The following is a 24,970-nucleotide window of genomic DNA, read 5'->3' as shown; positions in this document are numbered from 1 at the left end:
CGCGGGGTCAGGCTGCTTCGATGACGCCGGAGCCTATGCCCTGGGTCGCCGCCGCCCACTCGATGAGCAGCACCTCGTACTCCGCTGCCTCCATCGGCGTCCAGTCCTGGCCTGCCCGCGAGTCGACGAGCGCGCGGATCGCCTCGTTGGCCTCGACGGCGGACGGGTGGGCGGGCTGGGTCAGGAAAACCGAGCCGGAGTGGGTGGGAAGCCGAGGAGTTAAGACCATGCCTTCACTGTACGTCCTCATACTGACAACAGCTCGAACATATGCGGCTGGCAGGGCACAGGTGACCGAAATCATGCGAAGGCGCCCGGCGGTCACGGGCCCGTGCTGACCAACTCGTCCGCCGGGCCGTTCACCGGCTGCGGTGTGCCGGTGAGGTCGAGGGCGAACAGCGGGATGGCGAGGCCGTCCGCGCGTGAACGGGCCTCGTCCGTGTAGCCGGCCAGGGAGAACAGCGCGCCGGACACCGATGTGTTGAGTGCGTTGAGCCAGAGGCACTCGACGTCGCGCAGGACGGTGGGCCGGGTGGTCGCGTCGACCTGGGCGATGAGTCCGTCCGCCCGGAGGTCGATCCTGGAGCCGGTCCGCACCTCGGGCTGGACGACGTCGCGGAAGCCCAGCCATCTCAGGTAGAGAGCCGCGGTGTTCACCGCGTCACGGGCCGTGCGTATCACCAGGGGCCGGAACGACGGGCGCGGGTGTGCGGCCGTGGGTGGCGGCGGTATGTGGGGCGGGCCCGCCGCACCCCCGGTGGGGGACGGCGCGGTGGTCCCCTGGGTGGCCACCGGCCGTACGGGAACCCGCAGTACGGAGCCGCAGGGGCAGCAGAGTTCGGGGTGCGGCCACTGGTCGCGGCGCCCGCAGGAATGGCACCGCACGCTGACCCAGTCGTCGTTCCAGGTGCGGTGCGTGATGACCACGGCCGGCGCTCCGCGCATCAGCGGCGGGGCGGTCGGGGCGCCGCACGGGCAGGGGTAGACCGGCGTGACGTAGGCGTGGTCGCGGTGGCAGACCGGGCAGCGCACCGGTACGGACTCCACGTGCTGCCCCTCTCCTCCGCCTCGCGGCGGCGACTGCGTTCCGTGTGTCCATCGTCCACCAGGAGCGACGCCCGGGGGAGTGAATCGCATGTTTGAGCAGTCCCTCTCCGCCCCTTTGACCCCCCTCCCTTGACGGCCGTGCGGAGCCGCCCTAAGTTGATTCCGTATAGCAGAACTACTTTTCCGTAATACGGAATTGGTGCTCTCAGGTGGCGCGACAGAGCCCGACTCCACCAAGTCCGAGCAGGAGCTCTCATGCCTCGTATGACCGCTGCCCGAGCGGCAGTTGAGATCCTCAAGCGCGAAGGTGTCAGCAACGCGTTCGGCGTGCCGGGTGCGGCGATCAACCCGTTCTACGCGGCCCTCAAGGCCTCCGGCGGGGTGCGGCACACACTCGCGCGGCACGTCGAGGGCGCCTCCCACATGGCGGAGGGCTACACCCGCGCCCGCGCCGGGAACATCGGTGTCTGCATCGGTACGTCGGGGCCGGCGGGCACCGACATGATCACCGGCCTCTACTCGGCCGTCGCCGACTCGATCCCGATCCTCTGCATCACGGGGCAGGCGCCGACCGCCGTCCTCCACAAGGAGGACTTCCAGGCCGTCGACATCGCGTCGATCGCCGCGCCGGTGACCAAGGCCGCGACCACCGTCCTGGAGGCCGCGCAGGTCCCGGGCGTCTTCCAGCAGGCCTTCCACCTGATGCGCACGGGACGGCCCGGGCCGGTCCTCATCGACCTCCCGATCGACGTGCAGCTCACCGAGATCGAGTTCGACCCGGAACTGTACGAGCCGCTGCCCGTCCACAAGCCCGCCGCGAGCCGCAAGCAGATCGAGCGGGCGATCCAGATGCTCAACGCCTCCGAGCGGCCGCTGCTCGTCGCGGGCGGCGGCATCATCAACGCCGACGCCTCGGAACTCCTGGTGGAGTTCGCCGAGCTGACCGGCGTCCCGGTCGTCCCCACCCTGATGGGCTGGGGCATCCTCCCCGACGACCACGACCTGAACGCGGGCATGGTCGGCCTCCAGACGTCGCACCGCTACGGCAACGCCAACTTCCTGGAGTCCGACTTCGTCCTCGGCGTCGGCAACCGCTGGGCCAACCGTCACACCGGCAAGCTGGACGTCTACCGGCAGGGCCGCACCTTCGTCCACATCGACATCGAGCCCACCCAGCTGGGCAGGATCTTCGCCCCGGACCTCGGCATCGCCTCCGACGCCAAGGCCGCGCTGGCGCTCCTCGTCGAGGTGGCACGGGAGCTGAAGGACGCGGGCGAGCTGAAGGACCGCTCGGTCTGGGCCGCGTCCACGCAGGAGCGCCGGGCCGCGCTGCAGCGCCGTACGCACTTCGACGACGTACCGCTGAAGCCCCAGCGGGTGTACGAGGAGATGAACCGGGCGTTCGGCCCCGAGACCCGGTACGTCACCACCATCGGCCTCTCCCAGATCGCGGGCGCGCAGATGCTGCACGTCTACCGGCCCCGCCACTGGATCAACTGCGGCCAGGCCGGACCGCTCGGCTGGACGATCCCCGCCGCGCTGGGCGTCGCCACGGCCGACCCGGACGGCTCCGTGGTGGCCCTCTCCGGCGACTACGACTTCCAGTTCATGCTGGAGGAGCTCGCCGTCGGCGCCCAGCACCGCATCCCGTACGTGCATGTCCTGGTGAACAACTCCTACCTGGGGCTGATCCGGCAGGCGCAGCGCACCTTCGACATCGACTTCCAGGTCAACCTGGAGTTCGAGAACCAGAACTCCCCGGAGCTGGGCGTCTACGGCGTGGACCACGTCAAGGTCGTCGAAGGGCTGGGCTGCAAGGCGATCCGGGTCACCGAGCCGGACCGGCTGCTGCCCGCCTTCGAGGAGGCGAAGAAGCTCGCGGTGGAACACCGGGTGCCCGTCGTCGTCGAGGCGATCCTGGAGCGGGTCACCAACATCTCGATGAGCGGGACGGACATCGCGTCCGTCAACGAGTTCGAGGACGTGGCGACCGAGCCCGGGCACGCCCCGACCGCGATCCGCCCGCTGGCGGTCTCCTGACCTCGCGGGCCACCGCCGGAAGCCCACCGGGGCCCGGCCCGCCCACTCCTCCCGACCGGGAGGCGTGCGCGGGCCGGGCCCCGGTGTCGTCCGCGCGCGTCGTGGAGCCGGCAGGGGCGGGGTCCGGCCCCGCTCTCCGTGGCTCCGGTGTCCGCGGGTGCCTCACGGGGCGTCCTCCGGCACACCGCGGGGCATCCGTCCCACGCGGTGCGGCCGGATCGCGTCCTACCCGAACCGTGGTCCCCGCCCGGATCCTTGGCCCATGGGGGACACCGAGTACCACGCGTCCTGCCCGGACCGGCCCGACGGCGACTCCGACCATCTGACGGCAGCCTTCCACGCGCTCCTCGAAGGTGCCACCGCCCCACGACCACCCGCGCCACCCGAGTGCCCGTTCTGCGAACTCCCGCAGGACCGGTACGCCACCGGCTATCCGGGGCACTGGATCCTGCTGGAGCCCCGCATCCTCGTCCCGGCCCACACCGTCCCGCCCCGGCGGCGGTGGATCATCACCTCGACGGGTACCGCCATGAACCTGTGGGACGCGGAGCCGCTGCCCGGCGCGATGTGCCGCATCCCGCACCGCATCGCCTGTCCGTGTCTGGAGCCCGAGGACCACTGGCCGTGGGTGACGGCCCTGCGGCACCACAACGGGCAGCGCACACAACGCCTGTTCGACCTCCCCGGAGAGGATCTCCCGGACACGGGGTGACCCCGCTCCCCGTGGCCGGCGGCTGGCGCACATGAAAGCAGGGGTGCGGTGCAGGCCGAACCGGCCTGCACCGCACCCCTGCTGCCCTGTGTTCCACGGCGACCGCGACGGTGGACGCGGGCGGCGGGCGGAGCGGTTCCCTCAGGTCCGGAACCGGGCCGCCCGGCCCTTCGCCACCGCACTGGCGTCGTCCGCCGCCGCGGCCCCGTCCTGCCGGTGCCGTGCGCCACCCCTCATCCGGGTGCGTGGCACGGGCAGGGTCCGGTGGGAGGCTCAGTCCTCGCGCAGGGCGCGGACGGCCTCCTCCACGCGCCTGCCGTAGTCGGCGTCGGCGGCGTGGAAGTGTGCGAGGTTCTTCTCGATGACGTCGTCACGGGTGACCTGCGAGAGCCCACCGGCGATGTTGGCGACCAGACGGTCCTTCTCGTCCGCCGACATCAGCCGGTAGAGCTCGCCGGCCTGGAAGAAGTCGTCGTCCTTGGTGTGGGCGGGCGCCTCGTGCGTGCCCGTCCAGCCGTCGACCGCGAGCGGGGCCGCCAGGGCCTGCCCGGTCTGCGCGGGACCGGCGTAGGAGTTGGGCTCGTAGTTCTTGTCCTGGCGCGAGCCGTAGCGGGTGGCGTGCAGCCCGTCGCGGCCGTAGTGGTCGACGGTCGCCGCCTTCGGAGCGTTGACCGGGAGCTGGGTGTGGTTGACGCCCAGGCGGTAGCGCTGCGCGTCGGCGTAGGCGAACAGCCGGCCCTGGAGCATCTTGTCCGGGGACGGGCCGATGCCGGGCACGAAGTTGTTCGGGGAGAACGCCGCCTGCTCCACCTCGGCGAAGACGTTGTCCGGGTTGCGGTCCAGGACCAGGCGGCCGACCCGCTGGAGCGGGTAGTCGGCGTGCGGCCACACCTTCGTGACGTCGAACGGGTTGAAGCGGTAGTCCGCGGCCTCGGCGGCGGGCATCACCTGGACGTGCAGCGTCCAGGACGGGTTGACGCCCCGCTCGATGGCCTGGAGCAGGTCCGTCTGGTGCGAGTTGGCGTCCTTGCCGACCTGTTCGGCGCCCTGCTCGGCGGAGAGCGAGCGCACGCCCTGGTTCGTCCTGAAGTGGTACTTCACGAAGAAGGCCTCGTCCTGCGCGTTCGTCCACCGGTAGGTGTGCGAGCCGAAGCCGTTCATGTGACGGTAGGAGGCGGGGATGCCGCGGTCGCCCATCAGCCAGGTGATCTGGTGCGTCGACTCGGGGGAGTGCGCCCAGAAGTCCCAGACGTTGTCCGGCTCCTGGCGCCCCGTGAAGGGGTCGCGCTTCTGCGAGTGGATGAAGTCGGGGAACTTCAGCGGGTCCTTGATGAAGAAGACCGGCGTGTTGTTGCCGACGAGGTCGTAGTTGCCCTCGTTCGTGTAGAACTTCAGCGCGAAACCGCGGGGGTCGCGCACGGCGTCGGCGCCGCCCAGCGAGTCGGCGACGGTGGAGAAGCGGACGAACGTCTCGGTGCGGCGGCCCACTTCGGAGAGGAAGTCGGCGCGGGTGAACCCGGTGACGTCGTCCGTCACCTCGAAGTAGCCGTACGCGCCGGAGCCGCGGGCGTGGACCACGCGCTCCGGGATGCGCTCACGGTTGAAGCGGGCGAGCTTCTCCAGCAGGTGCTGGTCCTGGATGAGGAGCGGCCCGCCGGCGCCGGCCGTGGCGGAGTTCTGGTTGTCGGCGACCGGGGCGCCTGACTCGGTCGTGAGCACACGCTGGGACATGGAGGCCTTCCGTACGGAGCTGCTGACGGTTTCAGGAGAGTAGATTCGCCACGATCAGCGCGTCAACAGTTTGTTGAAATTGGAGGAGAGGGTTCCGGGACGCGGCGACGCCTGGGCGCGACAGGACAGGTGTCAGCGCCGCCGCGACCCGGAGTTCAGGGGGCCCTGGGGCGGGCCGGGGTGTCAGACCTGGGAGCCGGAGAGCCGCTCGACCGAGCGCAGCAGAGCCGAGTGGTCGAGGCCGCCGTCGCCCTGGGCGCGCAGGGAGGCCACGAGCTGGGCCACGACCGCGCCGACGGGCAGCGCCGCGCCGACGTTGCGGGCGGCGTCCGTGACGATGCCCATGTCCTTGTGGTGAAGGTCGATCCGGAAGCCCGGGGCGAAGTCCCGCTTGAGGAAGTTCTCCTTCTTGCGGGTCAGGACCGTCGAGCCGGCGAGTCCGCCGTTGAGCACGTCGAGCGCGGCGGACAGGTCGACGCCCGACTTCTCCAGGAAGACGACGGCCTCGGCGCAGGCCTGGATGTTGACCGCGACGATCAGCTGGTTGGCCGCCTTCACCGTCTGGCCGGAGCCGTGCGGCCCGCACAGCACGATGGTCCTGCCGAGTGCGTCGAGCAGCGGCTTCGCGCTGTCGAAGTCGGTCTGTTCGCCGCCGACCATGATGGACAGGACGGCCTCGATCGCTCCGGCCTCACCGCCGGAGACGGGGGCGTCCAGCACGCGGATGCCCTTCTCCTTCGCGTGGGACGCCAGGTCCACGGAGGTCTGCGGCGTGATCGAGGACATGTCGATCAGCAGGGCGCCCTCGCGGGCGTTCTCCAGGATGCCGTCCGGGCCGTACGCGATGGCCTCGACCTGCGGGGACGCCGGGACCATCGTGATGACGACGTCGGCGTCACGGACGGCCTCCGCGATGGAGGCGGCACCCCGGCCGCCCGCCGCGACGAGCCGGTCGACCTTGTCCTGCTCCAGGGTGTAACCGGTCACCTGGTAACCGGCCTTCACCAGGTTCTCGGACATGGGCGAGCCCATGATGCCGAGGCCGATCCAGGCGACCGTGGGGAGATTGCTGCTCATGAGGGTGCCTTCCGTTGAGCGTGTGTACGTGGGGCGGGTGGCCTCAGCGGGCCGGCCGGGCCTCGGCGGGGAGCCAGTCGAAGGCCTCCGCGCTCGGGCGGTCGCCCGGCTTGTACTCCAGGCCGACCCGGCCGTCGTAACCGGCCTCGGTCAGCTCGTCGAGGAGCCGCTCCAGCGGGAGCGAGCCGGTGCCGGGCGCGCCGCGCCCCGGGTTGTCGGCGATCTGGACGTGGCCGGTCCTCGCGGCGTACGTCTTGATCACCTGGCTGAGGTCCTCGCCGTTCATCGACAGGTGGTACAGGTCCAGCAGGAAGGTGGCGTTGCCCAGGCCCGTCGCCTCGTTGACACGGTCGACGACCTCGACGCCGGCCGGTGCGCTCACCAGCGGGTAGAGCGGCGACTCCGTGCCGTTGAGGGTCTCGATCAGCAGGGTCGCCCCGATCCGGTGGGCCGCGCGGGCGGCCAGGACCAGGTTCTCCAGGGCCAGTTCGTCCTGGACGGCCGGGTCCACGCCCTCGACGCGGTTGCCGTAGAGGGCGTTGAGCGCCTTGCAGCCGACCGAGGCGGCGAAGTCCGCGGCCACGTCGATGTTGGCGCGGAAGCGGTCCGACTCCTCGCCGGGCAGGGAGAGCGCCCCGCGGTCGGGGCCGGGGAGCCGGCCCGCGTAGAAGTTCAGCCCCACCAGCTGCGTTCCCGCGTCGTCGAGCGCCTTCTTCAGGGCGTCGAGCTCGGTCTGCGCCGGGGTGGGGGTCTCGATCCAGGGCCACCAGAGCTCGACCGCCGTGAACCCCGCGGCGGCTGCCGCCGCCGGGCGCTCCAGGAGCGGGAGTTCGGTGAAGAGGATCGAGAGGTTCACATCGAAGCGCTGGTCCGAGAAGCCCATCATGCGCTCCTTCCGTATTGCGGAAGTTGGTTTCTGCTCAACGGAAGATTGCCCGGCCGGTGAGGGGGCTGTCAAGAGGCCGCCCCGATTCCGGGGCGGACGGGAGCGGGGCGGAGGCCACCCCGGCCTCCACCCCGCCCCCGTTCACATCTCCCTGGTCAGACCCCTGGCACCGTGTCCCGGAAGGTCGTGCCCGCCGCCCGGTAACCGCTCACCAGAGCCGACACCTGGGCCGGGGTGAGGACCTGGTCCTTCACGTGCAGCACGTAGTCCACCTGCTGGTCGTACGCGCGCGGGGTGGTGCTGGTCCGACCGGCCAGGTCGATCAGCCACTGGTTGAAGTTGATCGACATGGGCCGCTCCGGGAGGTACGCCGCCCCGTGCGTGCCGAAGAGCTGCCCGTCGACGTAGTACGTGATGGCGCCGCCGTCGATCGTCACCACCAGGTCGTGCCACCCGGCATAGCTCACGCGCGCCTCACTGTGCTGGTTGACCGCCTCCCAGGGATCGGGCCGGTAGGTCTCCCAGGACGTGGTGTAAAGGATGTTCGACGGCTCGCCCCACCCGCCGTTGGGCAGGTACTCGAAGTCGTACTCCGCGTAGTCGTCCGCCATCGGCGCCTTCAGGTCGTTGATCGTGAAGAAGGTCTGGACGAGGTGGTCGCCGTCCGGGCCCGACCTCGGGGCGTCGCTGAACTTCACGCGGGCCGCATAGGTGCCGTTGCGGAACTTCATGGACTTCGTGAGGATCTCCGTCTGCACCGTGGAGGCGCCCGTACCGGCGGTCGACGTCTCCAGATTCATGATCGAGTTGCCGTCCCGGCTCGCGAACGTGACCTTCTCGGGCGCCCAGACGGCTCCCGGCACACCGGGGCCACCGGAGTTCGAACGGACACTCCAGCCGTTCGCCGCGATCCTCGGGTCCGCGTGACCCGTGTAGTTGAAGTCGTCGAACAGCGTGGGCCCGTCGGCCGGCGGGTCGGTGGGGGGATCGGTCGGATCGGTCGGGCCGTCACCGCCCGGAGCCTCGCCCCAGGCCGTGACCCCGCCCAGCCGGGCGGTGACCCGGGACCAGTCGGCGTAGGTGCTCCGCTCGGCGCCGAACGAGTAGTCGTCGCTCTGCCTCAGGGTCTGCCAGTCCGCGCGGTGGAAGCGCAGTTGCATGTCCCCGGTGTCGGCACCCGGAGCGAGGCTGCCCGCACCCGGGGTGAAGGCGATCTCCAGGTACCGGTCGGCGGTGGCGGTCGGGTTCGGCAGGGTTCCGAACGTCCCGGTGATGTTCGCGCACCCCTTCACCGCCCATGAGCAGGCGAAACGGTACGCGGCCGAGGCGGAGTCGCCCTTGAAGTAGTAGCGCACCTTGACGTCCGCGAGCGGCACGCTCGTGCTGCCCGTGTTGCGGACCTTCAGCCACGGTTCGCTCTGGTCGGCCGTGGCCCCGGACGCGCTCGTGCGGTACTGGACGACGAGCCCGCCGGCCGCCGCGGCACCGGCGGTCGCGGGCAGGGCGGCGAGGGCCGTGCAGCCCAGCGCCAGGGTCACGGCGGCGGCCGCCGCCGCGCGGATACGGCTCCTGCGGAATGTGCTCATGGCGGTGTTCCTCTCCGGAACGGTGGGGGATGACTTACCGAGGGGGTCGCGCTGTACCTGCGGACGCGGTCGCCAGGGACCGCGTGGTGAGGGGCCGGTACCGGACGCCGAGGGCGTCCAGCCGGGCGGTGTGGTCGCGCAGCCGCTCGACGAAGCCGGGCCAGTCGCTGCGCCCGCCGGACCAGGCGCGGTCGGCCAGCGCGCACAGCCTGGGGTAGGCCAGGTACTCGATCTGCTCCGGCGTCCTCACGTACTCGGTCCACAACTGGGCCTGGGTGCCCAGGACACGGGACGCCTCCTCCGGTCCCGCGCCCCGCGGCACCGGGTCGCCGGCGTGCACCGCGTGCAGGGGGACGAGGGCGCCCCGCTGGCCGGGGGGCTCGTCCGGATCCGTGGACTGGGCGTAGTCCAGGTACGTGGCACGGTGGTGCGCGGCCACCACCTGGTGCCCGCGCCGCGCCGCCGCGAGCGCGGGGTCGCGCCACGTCATCACCGTGAACTCGGGCGGCAGTTCGCCCCCCGTCTCGGCCCAGCCGACCGGCCGGCGTCCCTGCTCCACGAGGAACGAGCCGACCCTGCCCATGAACCAGCCGTGCAGGCCGCCGGGGCCGGAGAGCCCCGCGGCCGCCGCACGGTCCCGGGCCGCGGGGCTGTCCTCCCATTCGCCCGTGGGGCATTCGTCGCCGCCGAGGTGGATGTAGGGGGACGGGAAGACGTCCATGACCTCCTGGAGCACGGTCCGGCAGAAGTCGAAGACCTCCTCGTGGACGCCGAACACGGTGTCGCAGACGCCCCACCTGGTCCAGACGTCCAGTTGGCGCCCTGGCCGGTTGCCGAGCGCGGGGTAGGCCGCCAGAGCGGCGCGCACATGTCCCGGCATCTCGATCTCCGGCACGACGGTCACCCCCCGCTCCCGCGCGTGACGGACCAGGTCGCGCAGCTCGGCCTTGGTGTACGCCCCCGCGTGCGGTACACCGTCGGACAGCGACTGCGCCCGGTGCCCGCCCACCGAGGTCAGCCGGGGGAGGGCGTCGACCGGCATCCGCCAGCCCTGGTCGTCCGTCAGATGCAGATGCAGGACGTTGAGCTTGTGCAGCGCCATCAGGTCCACGTAACGGCGCAGACAGGAGACCGGCTGGAAGTGCCGGGCGACATCGAGCATCGTGCCGCGCCAGCGGTACCGGGGCACATCGCTGATCTCGACGCACGGCAGCTCCCAGGACCGGTCGGACGCGCCGCCCGACAGCGCGTCGGGCGGCAGCAGCTGCCGGATCGTCTGGACACCCCGGAGCAGGCCGTCGGGCCGGGCGGCCCTCAGCAGCAGGGTCTCCGGTCCGATCGTGAGGCCGTACCCCTCGTCGCCCAGCCCGCCCAGCTGCGGGTCGAGCGCCAGGACGACGCGGCCCTCGGACGACGGGGGAAGGGGCAGCCCGGTCGTCGGGCCGAGGAGCGTCCGCAGCAGCCCGGCCGCCGCTTCCGCGCCCGGAAGGGCCCGTACGGAGGTGCCCTTACCGAGGGTGAGGCGGCCCGGGCGCGGCGAGAGCGTGCGGGGCCGGGGGACGAGGGAGAGCTCGGGACGTGATGCGGGCACGGGTGCCTCCGGGTTCGGGGAGTCGGGCGGTTCGCGTGGACGGGTCCGCGGGGTGCCCGGCGGGCTCAGCCCTTGACCGCGCCGGCCGCGAAGCCGGAGGTCACATGGCGCTGGAGCAGCAGGAAGATCACGAGCGCGGGCAGGGCGAAGAGCGTCGAGGCGGCCATGGTGGCGCCCCAGTCCGTGCCGAAGGTGTTCTGGAACGACGAGAGCCAGACGGGCAGGGTGCGGTTGTCCTGCTGCTTGATGATCAGGAAGTTGGCGTAGGCGAACTCGTTCCAGGCGGTGATGAATCCGAACAGCGAGGTGGCCATCAGTCCGGGGGCGAGCAGCGGCAGGGCCACCCGTACGAACGCCCCCGTCCTCGTGCAGCCGTCGACCTGGGCGGCCTCCTCCAGCTCGGGCGGGATCGTCGCGAGGAACCCCCGCAGGACCACGATCGTGAAAGGGAGCGTGATCATGAAGTAGACGAGGGTGAGGGTGGGCAGCCGGTCGAGCATGTCCGTGTCGCGCGAGATGATGTAGATCGGGATGATCAGCGACTCCCAGGGCGCCATCTGGGCGACGAAGACCAGCAGCATGAACTGCCGCCGGCCCTTCCACCGCAGCCGTGCGACGGCGAACGACGCGCCGAGCGCCACGAGCAGGGAGAGCAGCACGGCCCCGAGGGTGACCAGGACGCTGTTGCGCCAGAACAGTTCGAAGCCGTCCGCCTGCACCGCCCGGCGGAAGTGGTCCAGCGTCCAGGTGCGGGGGACGAGCCGTGGCTCGGCCGACTGGATGTCCCGGGACGGCTTGAACGCGGTGGAGATCATCCAGTACACCGGGAACAGGCACACCACGACGGTCACGACGGCGGCGGCGTTCAGCGGGATCCGCCGGATCCGGAAGCGCGGTGAGGTCATCGCGGGTCGTCCTCCTGTCGGAACATCTGGCGGAAGTGGAGGACCAGTACCCCGGACATCAGGACCACGGTGATCATCGACGCGGCCGATCCCAGGTCGTAGCGCTGGCTGGAGAGCGCCGTCTGGACCGCGTACACGGGCAGGATGGTGGTCGCGTCGCCGGGACCGCCGCGGGTCATCACCCAGATCTGGACGAAGGCCTTGAAGGTCCAGATCACCTCCAGGGAGAGGACCAGCATGAAGATCGGCCGCAGCATCGGGAAGGTGACCGAGCGGAAGACGCGGGAGGCGGAGGCGCCGTCCAGGCGCGCCGACTCGTACAGCTCGGCCGGGACCGTGGTCAGGGCGGAGTAGAGGGTGACCGCCGCGAACGGCACCGACTGCCAGACGATCAGCAGGACCAGGATCGTGAAGGACGCCGTGCCGTTCGCGAACCACGGGTAGCGGTCGAAGGACCCGAAACCGAGGCCGGTGAGCGTCTGGTTGACGATGCCGAACTCCGAGTGGAACAGCCACTGGAAGACCGTCGTCGCCGCGACCACGGGCATGGCCCAGGCGAGCACCAGCGAGCAGAGGACGACAGTCCGGCCGACCCGGTGCAGCCGCTCCGTCATCAGTGCGACCAGCGTCGAGATGACCATGATCAGGACGACGTCGACGGCCATGAAGACGAAGGTGCGGCCGGTCACCTCCCAGAAGCGCGGGTCGGACAGCAGCGTCCGGTAGTTGCGCAGTCCCACGAACTCGGCGCCCCCGCTGATCAGCTGGCGGAGCCGGAAGTCCTGGAGGGAGATCACCACGGCGCGCACCAGCGGGTACACGAGCAGATAGAGCATGCCGCCGATCGCGGGCGCGATCAGGGCGTAGGGCCAGAGGTCGCGCGGGGGTCTTCCGGCCCGCCGCCCCGGCGGCGCCTTCGGCGGGCGGTGGACGCGTGGCGCGGGTCTTTCACGGACAGCCGGCACGGCGGGCCTCCTCTCGGTGACGGGACATGGACGGGGCCGGATCAGGAACCGGCGTTCATGGCGCGCGTGATGTCGGCGGAGGCCTTGGCCGCCTCCTGCTTCGCGTCACCACCGGTGAGGACCGCGGTCATGTAGTCCTTGACCGGGTTCTCGGCCTCCACGGCCGCCCAGCCCGGGGTGTTCGGTGTCGCGTGTCCGTGCGCCGCGCCGACGGCCATCGCCGAGGCGCCCGGGTCGTCCGCCACGGCCGGGGCGAGCGACGTCCGGTTCGGGACGTAGCTCATGGCCACCGCGAGCTTTTTCTGCCAGGCGTCGCCCGTCAGTTCCTTGATGAAGGTCAGCGCCGCGTCCGGATGCCCGGCCGCCGCCGGGACGACCAGGTCGGAGCCGCCGGTGAACACCGCGCCCGGCGTGCCCGCCGTCTTCCCCGGGATCGGGAAGAAGCCGAGCTTCCCCTTGAGTTCCGGGTTGTTCTCGACGACCACGTTGGCGCCGCCCGGGGTGGAGATGACCTGGGCGACCTGGCCCTGGGCCATCACCTCGGCCTGGGGCGGGTCGTCCTCGTCGGAGTCCCGGGGGCCCTTGCCGAGCGCCTGGAGCCGCGCGTAGAAGGCCATGCCGCGCAGCGCCTCCGGGGTGTCGAGCGCCCCCTTCCACCGGCCGCCTGACTCGGTCGCCAGGTCCCCGCCCTCGTCCCAGACGAAGCCGGCCAGCGCGTACCAGAGCTGTCCGGGCAGGTAGATGCCCTGGGTGCCGCCCCTGTTCAGCTTCGTGGTGGCGGCGATCCACTCCTCGCGCGTGGTGAGCTCCGCGGGGTCGACGCCGGCCTTCTCGAAGAGGTCCTTGCGGTAGACCACGACCCGGTTGGCGGCGTAGTACGGGATGCCGTACTGCTTCCCGTCGTACGCACCCGGCTCGGCCAGCCCCTTCAGCCAGTCGCCGCCGTCCAGCTCGTCCTTCCTGTCGCTGAGGTCCAGCAGCCCGCCGCTCTCCGCGAACTGCCCCACCTGGGTGTTGCCCGCCTCGATCACGTCCGGGGCGTCGTTGCCGGCCAGGGCGGCGGTGATCTTCTGGCCGATGCCGTCCCATTCCTGGATCTGGATCTTCACGTCGATGTCCGGGTGCGCGGCCTCGAAGCCTTCGGTGAACTCCTTCTGGAAGGCTGCGGAGACGCTGTCCCGCATCAGCCAGACATCGACCGTCGTCGCGCCCCCGGCCTCGCCGGCACCGTCGCCACCGGAGCTGCAGGCACTGAGAGCGGCGGCCGTCACGAGCGCGGACACACCGGCAAGCAAGCGGTACTTCACGGTTCACCTCAACGGGAGCAGAGACCTGACCACCTGACCAGTGAAGTCCACTGGACAGCTCACCTCTCGGTGGTGGATGAAGGTGGCATAGACCAATGGGGCCGTCAACCCCGCGCGCACAAAGGGAATTTGGGCGAAACGGAGCCATCCGGCCTCTGTTCATCTCGATGGAGGTGGTTAGAATCTCCCTGACCAGTGACTCAACTGGTAAAGGTGGTGGGACGCGCGGAGGGACGAGCATGAAAGCCGACGTACCGGGGACCCTGCTCAAGCGGGAGCGGGCACGTGACGCGGTTCTCGAGCTGATCGAGAGCCGGAGCCCCGGGGACGCCATCCCGTCCGAGCGGGCCCTGTGCGCCCTGCTCGACGTGTCCCGCCCCACCGTGCGCGCCGCCGTCGACGAACTCGTGGCCGCCGGACTGCTCGTCCGGGAGCACGGACGCGGGATGTTCGTGGCGCCGGAGAAGATCACCCAGGAACTCGTCTCCGCCGACCTCTCCCTGAGCGTGCCGCAGGCGGCCGGAGCGTGGTCGAGCAGGCTGCTGGAGTTCACGACCCTCCCGGCCGGAGCCCGGGTCGGCCGCAAGCTGCGGATGTCGCCCGCCGAGGAGATCGTGTACGTCGCCCGGCTGCGCCTCGTCGACGGCGCCCCGATGGCCGTCGAGCACCTGCACATCAGGGCGGCTCTGGTGCCGGGCCTGTCGGCGCAGGAGCTGGAGGACGGCGATCTCTACGAACACCTGCGGCACACCCACGGGGTGCACGTGCGCGAGGCGGTCCAGGCCATCGAGCCCACCGTCGTCACACGCGCCGAGGCCGGACTCCTGGAGGTCCCCGAGCTGTCGCCGGCCCTGCTCTTCGAACGCCTGACCTCGGACACCGCCGGGCTGCCCGTGGAGTACGTCCACTCGCTCTACCGGGGCGACCGCTACCGGATCGTCTCCCGGCTGGCGCTCGGCCCGGCCGCCGCCACCGCCCCGCTGGTCAGGGACGGGCACCACCCGGGAATCCCGCCCGGGGACTTCGCGCACGGCGATCCGATCGCGTCGTCCACCCGCGGGGACATCCAGGCCGGGGCGTGAGGCGCGGCCCCGGTCGCCCGGGCTCCGCCGGGCCCCGCCGGGTCGCGGGGCCGGTGGCTTAGGGTCGGGGCGAGCCGTGCGAGCCGACCGACGCGGCGGGACATGAGGGAGGCACCGTGCGCTTGAGGGTGGAATTCACCACCGAGCCCTTCGATCTCGACGAGGCACCCGCCCACGCGGTGGTGGCCCGCGACGTCATCCAGGCCGCCGATCTGGACGCCGTGGACGTGGGCCCCTTCGGGAACACCGCCGAGGGGGACGCCGGCCAGGTCCTCACCGCGGTGGACTCGCTGCTGCGCCGGGCCCTCGCCTCGGGAGCCACCCGCGTCTCCCTCCAGCTCAACGTGATCGGGGAGGACACCCCGTGACCGGACCGGCCGACCACCCGCTGGTCACCGCCGTGAAGCCGCTCGTCGACGCCATGGGGGCCGAACTGCTCGACCCGGGGCAGGCCACCACCGAGGACGTCGTGCTCGCGTGGGAGGGCGTGGACGTCATGGCGGTGCGGCTCCCGCAGCTCTCCGAATCGCTCGACCACATCCTGACCGCGATGGAGCGGCGGCACGGAATGCCGCTGGCCGAGCTGGACCGCAAGGCCAAGCAGGAGGTGGTGCGCAGCCTGGAGGCACGCGGTGCCTTCTCCGTGCGACACGGGGTGGAGACCGTGGCCGGCGCGCTCGGCGTCAGCCGTTTCACCGTCTACAACTATCTCAACCGGGACAATCCATCCAAGGGTGAGTAGCTGAGAGCAATGCGGGTCCAATGCCGTCGTCCGGGAACTCGGGCGGCGGCATCATCTGTTCGTGGAATTTCAACAAACTGTTGACGTGGTGTTGCGAAGGGCGTTAGCTATCCGCAGCCCGACAACGCACAGCGAAAAAGCCACGGAGGCTCCCGTGACTACGAGCTCCACACCGGGCCTCACCCGGTTCAACACCCTGGCGGCCCCCGAGGCCGCAGCGGCGCTGCACGAGGTCTGTGCCAGCGCGGCGTGGGGAGACCTCGTCCTCGCCCACCGGCCGTACGCCGGAACCGAAGCCCTGCTCTCCGCGAGCGACGCCGCCCTGGCCGAGCTCTCCGCGGAGGACCTGGCCGAGGCCATGGCCGGCCACCCGCCGATCGGCCGCCCCGCGCCCGGGGACCCGGCCTCCGCCCGTGAGCAGCGGGGGATGGCCGGCGCGTCCGAGGAGCTGAAGGCGGAGATGCTCGAACTCAACCTGGCCTACCAGGAGCGGTTCGGACACGTCTTCCTGATCTGCGCCACCGGAGCCACCGGTGAGCAGATGCGCGACGCGGTGCAGGCCCGGATCGGGAACCCGCCCGAGCGGGAACGCGAGATCGTCCGCACCGAACTGGGCAAGATCAACCGCATCCGGCTGACCCGCCTCGTACAGGACTCCTGAGGCCCGTACTGCACTTCCGAGAACAAGGAGCGTGACGGTCTTGAGCACCGACACCACCGCATCGGTGTCCACCCACGTCCTGGACACCAGCACCGGCCGTCCCGCCGAAGCCGTCACCGTCTCCCTCGCCGCCCGCAGCGGCGGCGACGCACAGTACGCGGCGCTCGGCGGATCCGCGACCGACGCGGACGGGCGCTGCAAAGACCTGCCGGCCCTGCCGGAAGGAACCACCCACGTACGGCTCGTCTTCGACACCGAGTCGTACTTCACCGCGAAGAAGCAAGCCGAGGCGCAGCAGGACGCCCCCCGCGTAAGGGACAGCGGCGCGTTCTTCCCGGAGGTGGCGATCGCGTTCGCCGTCACCCCGGGCGAGCACTATCACGTACCGCTGCTGCTCAACCCGTTCGGCTACTCCGTTTACCGAGGGAGCTAGCAGACAATGCCCACGATTCTCGGCCAGAACCAGTACGGCAAAGCAGAGAACCGCGTCGTCAGGATCACGCGGGACGGCGACACCCACCACATCAAGGACCTCAACGTCTCGGTCGCCCTCTCCGGCGACATGGACGACGTCCACTACTCGGGCTCCAACGCCAACGTCCTGCCGACCGACACCACCAAGAACACGGTGTACGCCTTCGCCAAGGAACACGGCATAGAGTCCGCCGAGCAGTTCGGCATCCACCTGGCCCGGCACTTCGTGACCTCGCAGGAGCCGATCGAGGTGGCGCGCATCAGGATCGAGGAGTACGCCTGGGAGCGCATCGCGACCTCCGACGGCAACTCGAAGTTCATCGGCGCCGACGAGGTCAAGCACTCCTTCGTCCGCAAGGGCCAGGAGACGCGCACCACACAGATCACCTTCGACGGTGAGAAGTGGGAGGTCATCTCGGGCCTCAAGGACCTCACGGTGATGAACTCCACCAACTCCGAGTTCTGGGGCTACGTCAAGGACAGGTACACGACGCTGAAGGAGGCGTACGACCGCATCCTCGCGACCGACGTCTCCGCCCGGTGGCGCTACAACTGGACCGGCGACGAACAGCGCATGCCCAACTGGGAGAAGTCCTACGAGCAGGCGCGCAAGCACATGCTCCAGGCCTTCGCTGAGACCTACTCCCTCTCGCTCCAGCAGACCCTCTACCAGATGGGTTCGCGCATCATCAACAGCCGCAGCGAGATCGACGAGATCCGCTTCTCCCTGCCGAACAACCACCACTTCCTGGTGGACCTCGAACCGTTCGGCCTGGAGAACGACACGGCCGACGGTGCCGTGTACTTCGCGGCGGACCGCCCGTACGGCCTCATCGAGGCGACGGTGCTCCGGGACGGCGTCGAGCCGAAGATCCCGGTCGACATGACCAACCTCTGACGCGGAGCTGAACCGGTCCCCGTCCGCCCCCGGACGGGCGGGGACCGGTCATCCCGGAGGGAACCCCCATGGCACAGCCTGCAACGGGGCCGGCAGAAGGCCCATGTACCGCCTCACCGACCGCTGCCGACACGGCAGTTCACCCGGTCGACGAGAAGCTTCCGACCGCGCGGCTCGTCCCCGCCGCACTCCAGCACATCGCCGCCATGTACGCGGGCGTCGTCACCCCTCCGCTCATCATCGGGCAGGCCGTCGGCCTCGACACGGCCGGCATGACCCGCCTGATCGCCGCGAGTCTCCTCATCGCGGGACTCGCCACCCTGCTCCAGACCATCGGGCTCCGCCGCTTCGCCGGCAACCGGCTGCCGTTCGTCAACGCGGCCTCCTCCGCAGGCATCGCGCCTATGCTCGCGATCGCCGAGACCAGCGCCCCCGGTCACCAACTCCCCACGATCTACGGGGCCGTGATGGTCGCCGGTGTCTTCTGCCTCGCCGTCGGCCCGTTCTTCGGACGGCTGCTGCGCTTCTTCCCGCCGCTGGTCACCGGGGTGGTCATCACCCTCATCGGTGTCACCCTGATGCCGGTGCCGGTGGGCTGGGCCCAGGGAGGCGACGCCACCGCGGACGACTTCGGCGCCATGAAGTACCTCGCGCTCGCCGCGTTCACCCTCGTCGTCATCCTGCTCATCCAGCGCTTCGGGCGCGGCTTCGTCAGACAGACCGCCCTGCTCGCCGGCATGTTCGTCGGCACGCTGGCCGCCCTGCCCTTCGGCCTCGCCGACTTCTCCGCGCTCGGCTCCGCGCCCGTCGCCGCCCTGCCCACGCCCTTCGCCTTCGGCGCCCCCGAGTTCCAGCCCGCCGCGATCCTCTCCCTGTGCATCGTGATGCTGGTGCTGATGACGGAGTCCTCGGCCGGGATGCTGGCCCTCGGCGAGATCTGCGAGCGGCGCACCGACGGCCCCACCCTCAGCCGGGGACTGCGCACCGACGGCATCGCCACCCTCCTCGGCCCGGTCTTCGGAGGCTTCCCGACCAGCGCCTTCGCCCAGAACGTCGGTGTCGTCTCCCTGACGCGGGTCCGCAGCCGCTACGTGGTCGCCGCGGCGGGCGGTGCGCTGCTCGTCCTCGGCGCCTTCCCCGTGCTCGGCGCGGTCGTGTCGCTGGTCCCGATGCCCGTGCTCGGCGGCGCCGGCATCGTCCTGTTCGGCTCGATCGCGGTGAGCGGCATCCGGACGCTGTCCGAGGCAGGGCTGGACGACAGCTCCAACATCGTCCTCGTCGCGGTGGCACTCGGCGCGGGCATCATCCCGCTCGCGGCACCCGCCTTCTACGCCGGATTCCCGTCCTGGGCGCAGACCGTGCTCGGATCCGGGATCAGTGCGGGAGCGCTCGTAGCGGTCCTGCTCAATCTGTTCTTCCACCATCTCGGCACCCACAGCCGTCACGCTGTGGCACTCAAATCCTCCTAGGGTCCTGCCGTGCCCACATCGCCAGAGACAGAAGAGGGAAGCACCATGGCAGCTTCGGCGGATCCAAGGACCACCCGGCGCATCGTCATCGAGAACTGCTCGATCGCGACCGTCGACGCCCACGACACCGAGTACGCCTCGGGGCACATCGTCGTGGCGGACAACCGCATCGAGTCCGTCGGCGCGGGCACCGCCCCGGAGGGCCTCACCGGTGTCGTGCGCCGTGTCGACGGCACCGGGCACCTCGCCACCCCCGGGCTCGTCAACACCCACCACCACTTCTACCAGTGGATCACCCGGGGGCTGGCGACCGACCACAACCTCTTCGACTGGCTGGTCGCCCTGTACCCGACCTGGGCGCGCATCGACGAGCCGATGGCCCGCGCCGCGGCCCAGGGCTCCCTCGCGATGATGGCCCGCGGCGGGGTCACCACCGCCATGGACCACCACTACGTCTACCCCCGGGGCTCCGGCGACCTGTCCGGCGCGATCATCGGCGCGGCCCGCGACACGGGCGTACGGTTCACTCTCGCCCGCGGTTCCATGGACCGCAGCGAGAAGGACGGGGGACTGCCGCCGGACTTCGCCGTGGAAACCCTCGACGGGGCGCTCGCCGCCACCGAGGCGACCATCGACGAGCACCACGACGCCTCGTTCGGAGCGATGACGCAGATCGCGGTCGCGCCCTGTTCGCCGTTCTCCGTCTCCACCGAACTTCTGCGGCAGGGAGCGGAACTGGCCCGCCGGCGCGGCGTACGGCTGCACACCCACGGTTCGGAGACGGTCGAGGAGGAACAGTTCTGCAAGGAGCTGTTCGGGATGGGCCCGACGGACTACTTCGAGTCCACCGGCTGGCTCGGCGACGACGTGTGGATGGCGCACTGCGTCCACATGAACGACTCCGACATCGCCGCCTTCGCCCGCACCGGCACCGGTGTCGCGCACTGCCCGTCCTCCAACGCCCGCCTCGCCGCCGGCATCGCCCGCGTCCCCGACATGCTCGCGGCCGGCGTCCCGGTCGGGCTCGGCGTCGACGGCACCGCGTCCAACGAGTCCGGCGAGCTCCACACCGAACTGCGCAACGCCCTCCTCGTCAACCGGCTCGGCGCCCACCGCGAGAAGGCCCTGAACGCCCGTCAGGCCCTGCGTCTGGGTACGCACGGCGGCGCCAGGGTCCTCGGCCGGGCCGACGAGATCGGTTCCCTGGAACCCGGCAAGCTCGCCGACCTCGTGCTCTGGAAGCTGGACACCCTCGCCCACGCCTCCATCGCCGACCCGGTGACCGCCCTGGTGTTCGGCGCCGCGGCCCCCGTGACCCTCTCCCTCGTCGACGGCAGAACCGTCGTCGAGGACAACCACCTCACCACGGTGGACGAGGACGCCATCGCCCGCGCGACCCGCGACGAGGCCAGGCGACTGGCGCGGATCGCCGCCGGCGCCTGACGCTCCGCACCCCCTGACAGGCCGGCCGAGGGGGACGGCCCTCGGCCGGCCGCCGTGCACCCACGGGTCCACGGCAGCCCGTGCCCGGTGTGCGCGCTTCCGTGCGCACACCCGGCACGGGTGAAGCTCCAAGCTGCCCGCACCAGCTGCACGACCTGCACCAACGCACCACTCAGCACCACCTCCCTGACACCCACGTCGCCCGACGTGTACCCGACCGGAGGAAGCCGTGGCAGCTACGCCCAGGTTTCGCAAGAACGCAGTCGACGGGACCGCACCCGAAGCACCCGTACCCGGAGCACGCGCGCACGAAGGAGGCGGGGCCGTCGGAGGGCCGGACCGGAAACACCCGGTCGACGAGAAGCTCCCGCCCCTCAGGATGTTCACCAGCGGCCTGCAGCACGTGGCCGCGATGTACGCGGGCGTGGTGGCCCCGCCCATGATCGTGGGGCCCGCGGTCGGCCTCAGCGCGAAGGAGACCGCCTTCCTCATGGGGGCGAGCCTCTTCACCGCGGGGATAGCCACCCTGCTCCAGACCCTCGGCTTCTGGCGAATAGGCGCCCGGCTGCCGTTCGTCAACGGTGTCTCGTTCGCCGGGGTGACCCCGATGATCGCGATAGGCAAGGACCGGGGCCACGACGGCATCGCCGTCATCTTCGGAGCCATCATCGTCGCCGGGCTCCTCGGCTTCGTCCTCGCACCGTACTTCTGCAAACTCGTGCGGTTCTTCCCGCCCGTCGTCACCGGCACCGTCATCACCCTGATCGGTGTCTCGCTCCTGCCGGTCGCGTTCAACTGGTCCCAGGGCGGCAACGCCACGGCCGACGACTACGGTTCGACGACGAACATCACGATGGCCGCCGTGACCCTCGTGATCGTGCTCGCCCTGCGCAAACTGCTGCGGGGATTCCTCCAGCAGATCGCCATCCTGCTCGGCCTGGTCGTCGGCACCCTGATCGCCGTCCCCGCCGGGATCACCGACTTCGGGGCACTGGGCGACGCCGACGTGGTCGGTTTCCCGACGCCGTTCCACTTCGGCGCACCGCAGTTCGAGATCGCCGCCATCCTCTCCATGTGCATCGTGATGCTGGTCTGCATGACCGAGTCCACCGCGGACATGCTGGCCCTCGGAAAGATCGTCGGCCGCCCCGCGGACGAGCGGACCATCGAGGGCGGGCTGCGCGCCGACACCCTGGGCAGTGCCGTCAGCCCGCTCTTCAACGGCTTCATGTGCAGCGCGTTCGCCCAGAACATCGGGCTGGTCGCCATGACCAGGGTCCGCAGCCGCTTCGTGGTCGCCGCGGGCGGCGTCATCCTCGTCCTGCTGGGTCTCGTCCCGGTGGCCGCGTCCGTCATCGCCCTCGTGCCGCTCCCGGTACTCGGCGGCGCCGGCATCGTCCTCTTCGGGTCGGTCGCCGCGAGCGGCATCCAGACCCTGGCCACCGCCGCCCTGGAGAAGGGCGAGAACGCCCTGATCGTCGCGGCGGCCGTCGGCGTCGGCCTCATCCCGATCGCCGCGCCCGGTTTCTACCACGCGTTCCCCGAGGACCTGCTCGTCGTCCTGGACTCGGGCATCTCCACCGGCTGCGTGGTGGCGATCGTGCTGAACCTGGCCTTCAACCACTGGGGCCGCACGCCTGACGTGCCGTCGGACCCGGAGACGGAGGCCGCGGACGGCGAGCAGCCCAAGGATCCGATGGCCCTGCCCGTCGCCCACTGAACCGCCTCCGCGCGTACGGGCACCCCGGAAGGGGGCCCGTACGCGCGCCTCGGGACGGCCGGGGTCAGCCGATGTGGAAGCTGTCGCCGTAGACCTTCCAGTCGAGCGGCGGATCGAGGTCCAGATTGCCGTTCCGCAGGAACACCCGCTGCGCCGTGTCGACCCGGCTGGTGTCCGAGTGGGCCTCCTCCTGCTTCATCGCCCAGACGCGCGCGTCCAGGAACGCGTCGAGGTAGGCGGTCTCGTCGCCGCCCTGCGAGGGCGGCGACGCCACGGCCAGGGCGCGCTGCCGGATCGAGCCGAAGCTCGTGGCGTCGGTGCCGCCGCCGTGCATCACGATGGCGTCGTAGTACGCGAACTGGCCGAGCGTGCCGAGGCCGTCGGCCTTGCCCTGACGCACTGCCGGGTCGAAGTACACCCGGTCGCGTTCGTCGTTCTGGGCCTGCTCGAACGCGGGGTCCGAGGCCGCCTCGGCCCAGGCGTCGGTGAATCCGGGGTCCAGCCCTTCGTGCGAGTCGGTCCCGTCGACCTCCCGCAGGGCGGGCAGGTAGGACGCCAGGGCGTTGCCCGGCTCGCGCTCGGTGTACAGCTCCACCAGGTCGAGCATGTCCCCGGTGCCGGAGCAGAATCCGATGATCCCGGCGGTGTAGCCGCGGCCGTCGCCGATGTCCTCGATGTAGCCGTACTGGGCCTTCCAGTCGAGTGTGGAGTTCTCCGCGCTCGACACCAGTTGCATGGCGATGTCCTTCTTCGCGGGGTCGTCGAGACCGGTCGCGGCTGCCTCCAGGTGTGCGGCCGACGACGTGGGGACGCCGGGCTGGGCGGTGGCCGGGATCGTCGTGAAGGTCAGCCCGAGGGCCAGTACGGCGAGTCCGGCGGTGCGGGTGAGCCGGGTGGTGCGACGCGAGGTGCTGGTGTGGGGGTGATGCACCGGTCCTCCAGAAGGAGTTCGTCGTTCCGATGTTCTGTTAGGAAACTTTCCTACCAGAGCTCGGGGCGGGTGGTAACCCCCCGTGCACGGACCGGCCCGGTTCCTCCCGGATCGCGGTGCGAAGGATGTCAGCTCCCGTCGATGCGGTAGCTCTCGCCGTAGACCTTCCACACCAGCGGGGTCTCCAGCTGGAGCCTGCCCTCACGCACGAACACGCGCTGGGCGGTCTCCACCCGGCTGGTGTCGCCGTGCGAGGTCTCCGTGCGCATCGCGGCCACCCGGGCGTCCAGGAAGGCGTCGAGGTACGCCTCCTCGTCACCGCCCTCGGACGGCGGTCCGGCCTCTGCCAAGGCCTGGGCGCGGATCGTCCGGAAGCCGACCGTCCCCACGGCGTCGGCGTACCCGTGCATCACGTAGGCGTCGTAGTAGATGAACTGCCCGAGCGCGCTGAGCCCGTCGGCCTCGGCGCGCTCGACCGCCGGGTCGAAGTACGAGTCGTCCCGCTCCGCGTCCTGCGCCGACCTGAACGCGGGATCCGCCGCCGCCTGTGCCCAGGCGGTGGTGAACGCGTCCTCCAGCCCCTCGTGCGAGTCGCTGCCGTCCACCGCGCGCAGGGCCGGCAGGAAAACCGCCAGCGCGTTGCCCGGACGCCTCGCCGTGTAGCGCTCGACGACCTTCAGCATGTCGCCGGTGCCGGAGCAGAATCCGATGATCCCGGCGGTCCAGCCGCGGTCGTCGCCGATGTCCTCGATGTAGCCGTACCGGGCCTTCCAGTCGAGTGTGGAGTTCTCCGCGCTCGACACCAGTTGCATGGCGATGTCCTTCTTCGCGGGGTCGTCGAGCCCCTTCTCGGGGGAACCGGAACCGGAACAGCCGGTCAGTACGAGGGCCGCGACCGCGGCGAGGGCGAGACGTCTGTGCTGCACGCGCCCAGCCTGCCAGGCCGGAAGGGGGCGGGGCCCGGGAGCCTCCCGGGCTGCGGCGCCTGTAGCGTTCGGTGCATGGAAGATCAGTCTGTTGTGGACGTCGGCGATGTGCGGCTGGCGTACCGGACCTGGGGGGACCCCTTCGGCTCGCCCGTCGTCCTCCTGCACGGCCTCGGCGGCTCGTCCCTGAGCTGGGAGGCGGTGGCCACCCTGCTCGGCGAGGAGTGGCGGGTGTACGCCATCGACCTGCGCGGGCACGGCGAGAGCGACTGGCCCGACGAGTACGGCTTCGAGCAGATGCGGGGCGACGTCCTGGAGTTCCTCGACGCCTGCGAGCTCGACCGGGTCGGTGTGGTCGGCCACTCGATGGGCGGGGTGGTTGCCTACCTCCTCGCGGAGGAGCACGCGGACCGCGTGGAGCGGCTGGTGCTGGTTGAGACCCCGCCGCCGTTCCCGGGACAACCGGCCGCCGAAGGCCCGCTTGGCGGGCCGGTGGACTACGACGAGAACGCCGTTGACGAGGTCAGGGCCCAGGTCGCCGACCCCGATCCCCGGTGGGCGGAGGAGCTCGGCCAGATCGTCGCTCCGACGCTGATGATCGCGGGTGGGCCGGAGAGCACCATGCCGCAGGCGAGGCTGTCCGACATGGCCTCGCTCATCCCCGACTGCCGGCTCATCACCCTGGGCGGCGGTCACCACGTGCACAAGAGACACCCGGACCAGGTGGCCCAGCAGATCAGCGAGTTCTTCACCAGCTGACGCCCGCGCACCCAAGGG

Annotated in this window: 24 protein-coding genes; 12 read left to right on the top strand and 12 right to left on the bottom strand. The window is 70.8% G+C overall.

Annotated elements, in window-relative coordinates; translation table 11 throughout:
• Positions 1-7 precede the first annotated feature (7 nt).
• On the bottom strand, positions 8-229 hold the full coding sequence (locus IA22_RS0122610; protein WP_015579355.1) for a hypothetical protein: 222 nt from the start codon (positions 227-229) through the stop codon (positions 8-10).
• 92 nt (positions 230-321) lie between these two features.
• Entirely contained in the window at positions 322-1,047 is a 726-nt protein-coding gene (locus IA22_RS0122605; protein WP_030124657.1) for a hypothetical protein, read from the bottom strand.
• Positions 1,048-1,302: 255 nt separating this feature from the next.
• On the opposite strand from IA22_RS0122605, the gene gcl reads away from it, so the two are divergent.
• On the top strand, positions 1,303-3,087 hold the full coding sequence (gene gcl / locus IA22_RS0122600) for a glyoxylate carboligase (RefSeq protein ID WP_081889880.1): 1,785 nt from the start codon (positions 1,303-1,305) through the stop codon (positions 3,085-3,087).
• A gap of 262 nt (positions 3,088-3,349) precedes the next feature.
• On the top strand, positions 3,350-3,799 hold the full coding sequence (locus IA22_RS0122595) for a DUF6083 domain-containing protein (RefSeq protein WP_030124655.1): 450 nt from the start codon (positions 3,350-3,352) through the stop codon (positions 3,797-3,799).
• Between the two features lie 273 nt (positions 3,800-4,072).
• Here the strand turns inward: IA22_RS0122595 and IA22_RS0122590 are convergent, their stop codons facing one another.
• From IA22_RS0122590 to IA22_RS0122555, 8 genes are all read right to left on the bottom strand, one after another.
• Positions 4,073-5,530, bottom strand: a complete 1,458-nt coding sequence (locus tag IA22_RS0122590) for a catalase (protein ID WP_030124654.1) — start codon at positions 5,528-5,530, stop codon at positions 4,073-4,075.
• Positions 5,531-5,713: 183 nt separating this feature from the next.
• Positions 5,714-6,607: a 2-hydroxy-3-oxopropionate reductase gene (locus IA22_RS0122585; RefSeq protein WP_015579360.1), complete on the bottom strand. Its 894-nt coding sequence runs from the start codon at positions 6,605-6,607 to the stop codon at positions 5,714-5,716.
• Positions 6,608-6,650: 43 nt separating this feature from the next.
• Positions 6,651-7,490 (bottom strand): TIM barrel protein, encoded by an 840-nt coding sequence (locus IA22_RS0122580; RefSeq protein ID WP_015579361.1) that lies wholly within the window; start codon positions 7,488-7,490, stop codon positions 6,651-6,653.
• Positions 7,491-7,648: 158 nt separating this feature from the next.
• Entirely contained in the window at positions 7,649-9,079 is a 1,431-nt protein-coding gene (locus IA22_RS0122575) for a cellulose binding domain-containing protein (protein ID WP_030124653.1), read from the bottom strand.
• A 34-nt stretch (positions 9,080-9,113) separates the two neighbouring features.
• Positions 9,114-10,670 carry a beta-N-acetylhexosaminidase gene (locus tag IA22_RS0122570; RefSeq protein WP_030124652.1) on the bottom strand — a complete coding sequence of 519 codons (1,557 nt, stop codon included), beginning with the start codon at positions 10,668-10,670 and terminating at the stop codon, positions 9,114-9,116.
• Between the two features lie 65 nt (positions 10,671-10,735).
• Complete coding sequence (locus tag IA22_RS0122565; protein ID WP_030124651.1) at positions 10,736-11,575, bottom strand: carbohydrate ABC transporter permease; 840 nt, start codon at positions 11,573-11,575, stop codon at positions 10,736-10,738.
• Complete coding sequence (locus IA22_RS0122560; RefSeq protein ID WP_030124650.1) at positions 11,572-12,540, bottom strand: carbohydrate ABC transporter permease; 969 nt, start codon at positions 12,538-12,540, stop codon at positions 11,572-11,574. The genes IA22_RS0122565 and IA22_RS0122560 overlap by 4 nt, the downstream gene beginning before the upstream one ends.
• A gap of 41 nt (positions 12,541-12,581) precedes the next feature.
• The gene (locus IA22_RS0122555) at positions 12,582-13,847 is read right to left on the bottom strand and encodes an extracellular solute-binding protein (protein WP_030124649.1); all 1,266 of its coding nucleotides are present in this window, start codon (positions 13,845-13,847) and stop codon (positions 12,582-12,584) included.
• A gap of 239 nt (positions 13,848-14,086) precedes the next feature.
• Between IA22_RS0122555 and IA22_RS0122550 the strand changes: the two genes are divergently transcribed.
• The 9 genes from IA22_RS0122550 (at position 14,087) to IA22_RS0122510 (ending at position 22,336) form a co-directional block, all read left to right on the top strand.
• A complete protein-coding gene (locus IA22_RS0122550; protein WP_015579366.1) occupies positions 14,087-14,929 on the top strand; it encodes a GntR family transcriptional regulator in 843 nt (280 codons plus the stop codon).
• A gap of 116 nt (positions 14,930-15,045) precedes the next feature.
• A complete protein-coding gene (locus tag IA22_RS0122545) occupies positions 15,046-15,297 on the top strand; it encodes a YkoF family thiamine-binding protein (protein WP_014153185.1) in 252 nt (83 codons plus the stop codon).
• Positions 15,294-15,671: a helix-turn-helix domain-containing protein gene (locus tag IA22_RS0122540; RefSeq protein ID WP_014153184.1), complete on the top strand. Its 378-nt coding sequence runs from the start codon at positions 15,294-15,296 to the stop codon at positions 15,669-15,671. Before IA22_RS0122545 ends, IA22_RS0122540 begins: the two co-directional genes overlap by 4 nt.
• A gap of 154 nt (positions 15,672-15,825) precedes the next feature.
• A complete protein-coding gene (gene uraD / locus IA22_RS0122535; RefSeq protein WP_014153183.1) occupies positions 15,826-16,332 on the top strand; it encodes a 2-oxo-4-hydroxy-4-carboxy-5-ureidoimidazoline decarboxylase in 507 nt (168 codons plus the stop codon).
• 40 nt (positions 16,333-16,372) lie between these two features.
• Entirely contained in the window at positions 16,373-16,765 is a 393-nt protein-coding gene (gene uraH, locus IA22_RS0122530; RefSeq protein WP_014153182.1) for a hydroxyisourate hydrolase, read from the top strand.
• A 6-nt stretch (positions 16,766-16,771) separates the two neighbouring features.
• Positions 16,772-17,704, top strand: coding sequence for a factor-independent urate hydroxylase (gene pucL / locus IA22_RS0122525; RefSeq protein WP_014153181.1), 933 nt, complete (start codon positions 16,772-16,774; stop codon positions 17,702-17,704).
• 68 nt (positions 17,705-17,772) lie between these two features.
• Positions 17,773-19,173, top strand: a complete 1,401-nt coding sequence (locus IA22_RS0122520) for a nucleobase:cation symporter-2 family protein (RefSeq protein WP_014153180.1) — start codon at positions 17,773-17,775, stop codon at positions 19,171-19,173.
• Between the two features lie 45 nt (positions 19,174-19,218).
• Positions 19,219-20,616, top strand: coding sequence for an 8-oxoguanine deaminase (locus IA22_RS0122515; RefSeq protein ID WP_030124647.1), 1,398 nt, complete (start codon positions 19,219-19,221; stop codon positions 20,614-20,616).
• Between the two features lie 229 nt (positions 20,617-20,845).
• The gene (locus tag IA22_RS0122510; RefSeq protein ID WP_030124646.1) at positions 20,846-22,336 is read left to right on the top strand and encodes a nucleobase:cation symporter-2 family protein; all 1,491 of its coding nucleotides are present in this window, start codon (positions 20,846-20,848) and stop codon (positions 22,334-22,336) included.
• 64 nt (positions 22,337-22,400) lie between these two features.
• Here IA22_RS0122510 and IA22_RS0122505 read toward each other — a convergent pair whose 3' ends face one another.
• Positions 22,401-23,267 (bottom strand): chitosanase, encoded by an 867-nt coding sequence (locus IA22_RS0122505; protein ID WP_030124645.1) that lies wholly within the window; start codon positions 23,265-23,267, stop codon positions 22,401-22,403.
• A 128-nt stretch (positions 23,268-23,395) separates the two neighbouring features.
• Complete coding sequence (locus IA22_RS0122500; protein WP_030124644.1) at positions 23,396-24,193, bottom strand: chitosanase; 798 nt, start codon at positions 24,191-24,193, stop codon at positions 23,396-23,398.
• A gap of 75 nt (positions 24,194-24,268) precedes the next feature.
• Between IA22_RS0122500 and IA22_RS0122495 the strand changes: the two genes are divergently transcribed.
• The gene (locus tag IA22_RS0122495) at positions 24,269-24,952 is read left to right on the top strand and encodes an alpha/beta fold hydrolase (protein ID WP_030124643.1); all 684 of its coding nucleotides are present in this window, start codon (positions 24,269-24,271) and stop codon (positions 24,950-24,952) included.
• The last annotated feature ends 18 nt before the right edge of the window (positions 24,953-24,970 follow it).

Source organism: Kitasatospora papulosa, assembly GCF_000717245.1.
GTDB classification, from domain to species: domain Bacteria; phylum Actinomycetota; class Actinomycetes; order Streptomycetales; family Streptomycetaceae; genus Streptomyces; species Streptomyces papulosus.
The sequence above is the reverse complement of the archived record's forward strand: the minus strand, read 5'-3'. Positions and strand labels throughout refer to the sequence as shown.

Coding starts and splice junctions, on each gene's coding strand:
- IA22_RS0122610 (WP_015579355.1), bottom strand. CDS start 229: ATGGTCTTAACTCCTCGGCTTCCCACCCACTCCGGCTCGGTTTTCCTG.
- gcl (WP_081889880.1), top strand. CDS start 1,303: ATGCCTCGTATGACCGCTGCCCGAGCGGCAGTTGAGATCCTCAAGCGC.
- IA22_RS0122595 (WP_030124655.1), top strand. CDS start 3,350: ATGGGGGACACCGAGTACCACGCGTCCTGCCCGGACCGGCCCGACGGC.
- IA22_RS0122590 (WP_030124654.1), bottom strand. CDS start 5,530: ATGTCCCAGCGTGTGCTCACGACCGAGTCAGGCGCCCCGGTCGCCGAC.
- IA22_RS0122585 (WP_015579360.1), bottom strand. CDS start 6,607: ATGAGCAGCAATCTCCCCACGGTCGCCTGGATCGGCCTCGGCATCATG.
- IA22_RS0122580 (WP_015579361.1), bottom strand. CDS start 7,490: ATGGGCTTCTCGGACCAGCGCTTCGATGTGAACCTCTCGATCCTCTTC.
- IA22_RS0122575 (WP_030124653.1), bottom strand. CDS start 9,079: ATGAGCACATTCCGCAGGAGCCGTATCCGCGCGGCGGCGGCCGCCGCC.
- IA22_RS0122565 (WP_030124651.1), bottom strand. CDS start 11,575: ATGACCTCACCGCGCTTCCGGATCCGGCGGATCCCGCTGAACGCCGCC.
- IA22_RS0122550 (WP_015579366.1), top strand. CDS start 14,087: ATGAAAGCCGACGTACCGGGGACCCTGCTCAAGCGGGAGCGGGCACGT.
- pucL (WP_014153181.1), top strand. CDS start 16,772: ATGCCCACGATTCTCGGCCAGAACCAGTACGGCAAAGCAGAGAACCGC.
- IA22_RS0122520 (WP_014153180.1), top strand. CDS start 17,773: ATGGCACAGCCTGCAACGGGGCCGGCAGAAGGCCCATGTACCGCCTCA.
- IA22_RS0122515 (WP_030124647.1), top strand. CDS start 19,219: ATGGCAGCTTCGGCGGATCCAAGGACCACCCGGCGCATCGTCATCGAG.
- IA22_RS0122495 (WP_030124643.1), top strand. CDS start 24,269: ATGGAAGATCAGTCTGTTGTGGACGTCGGCGATGTGCGGCTGGCGTAC.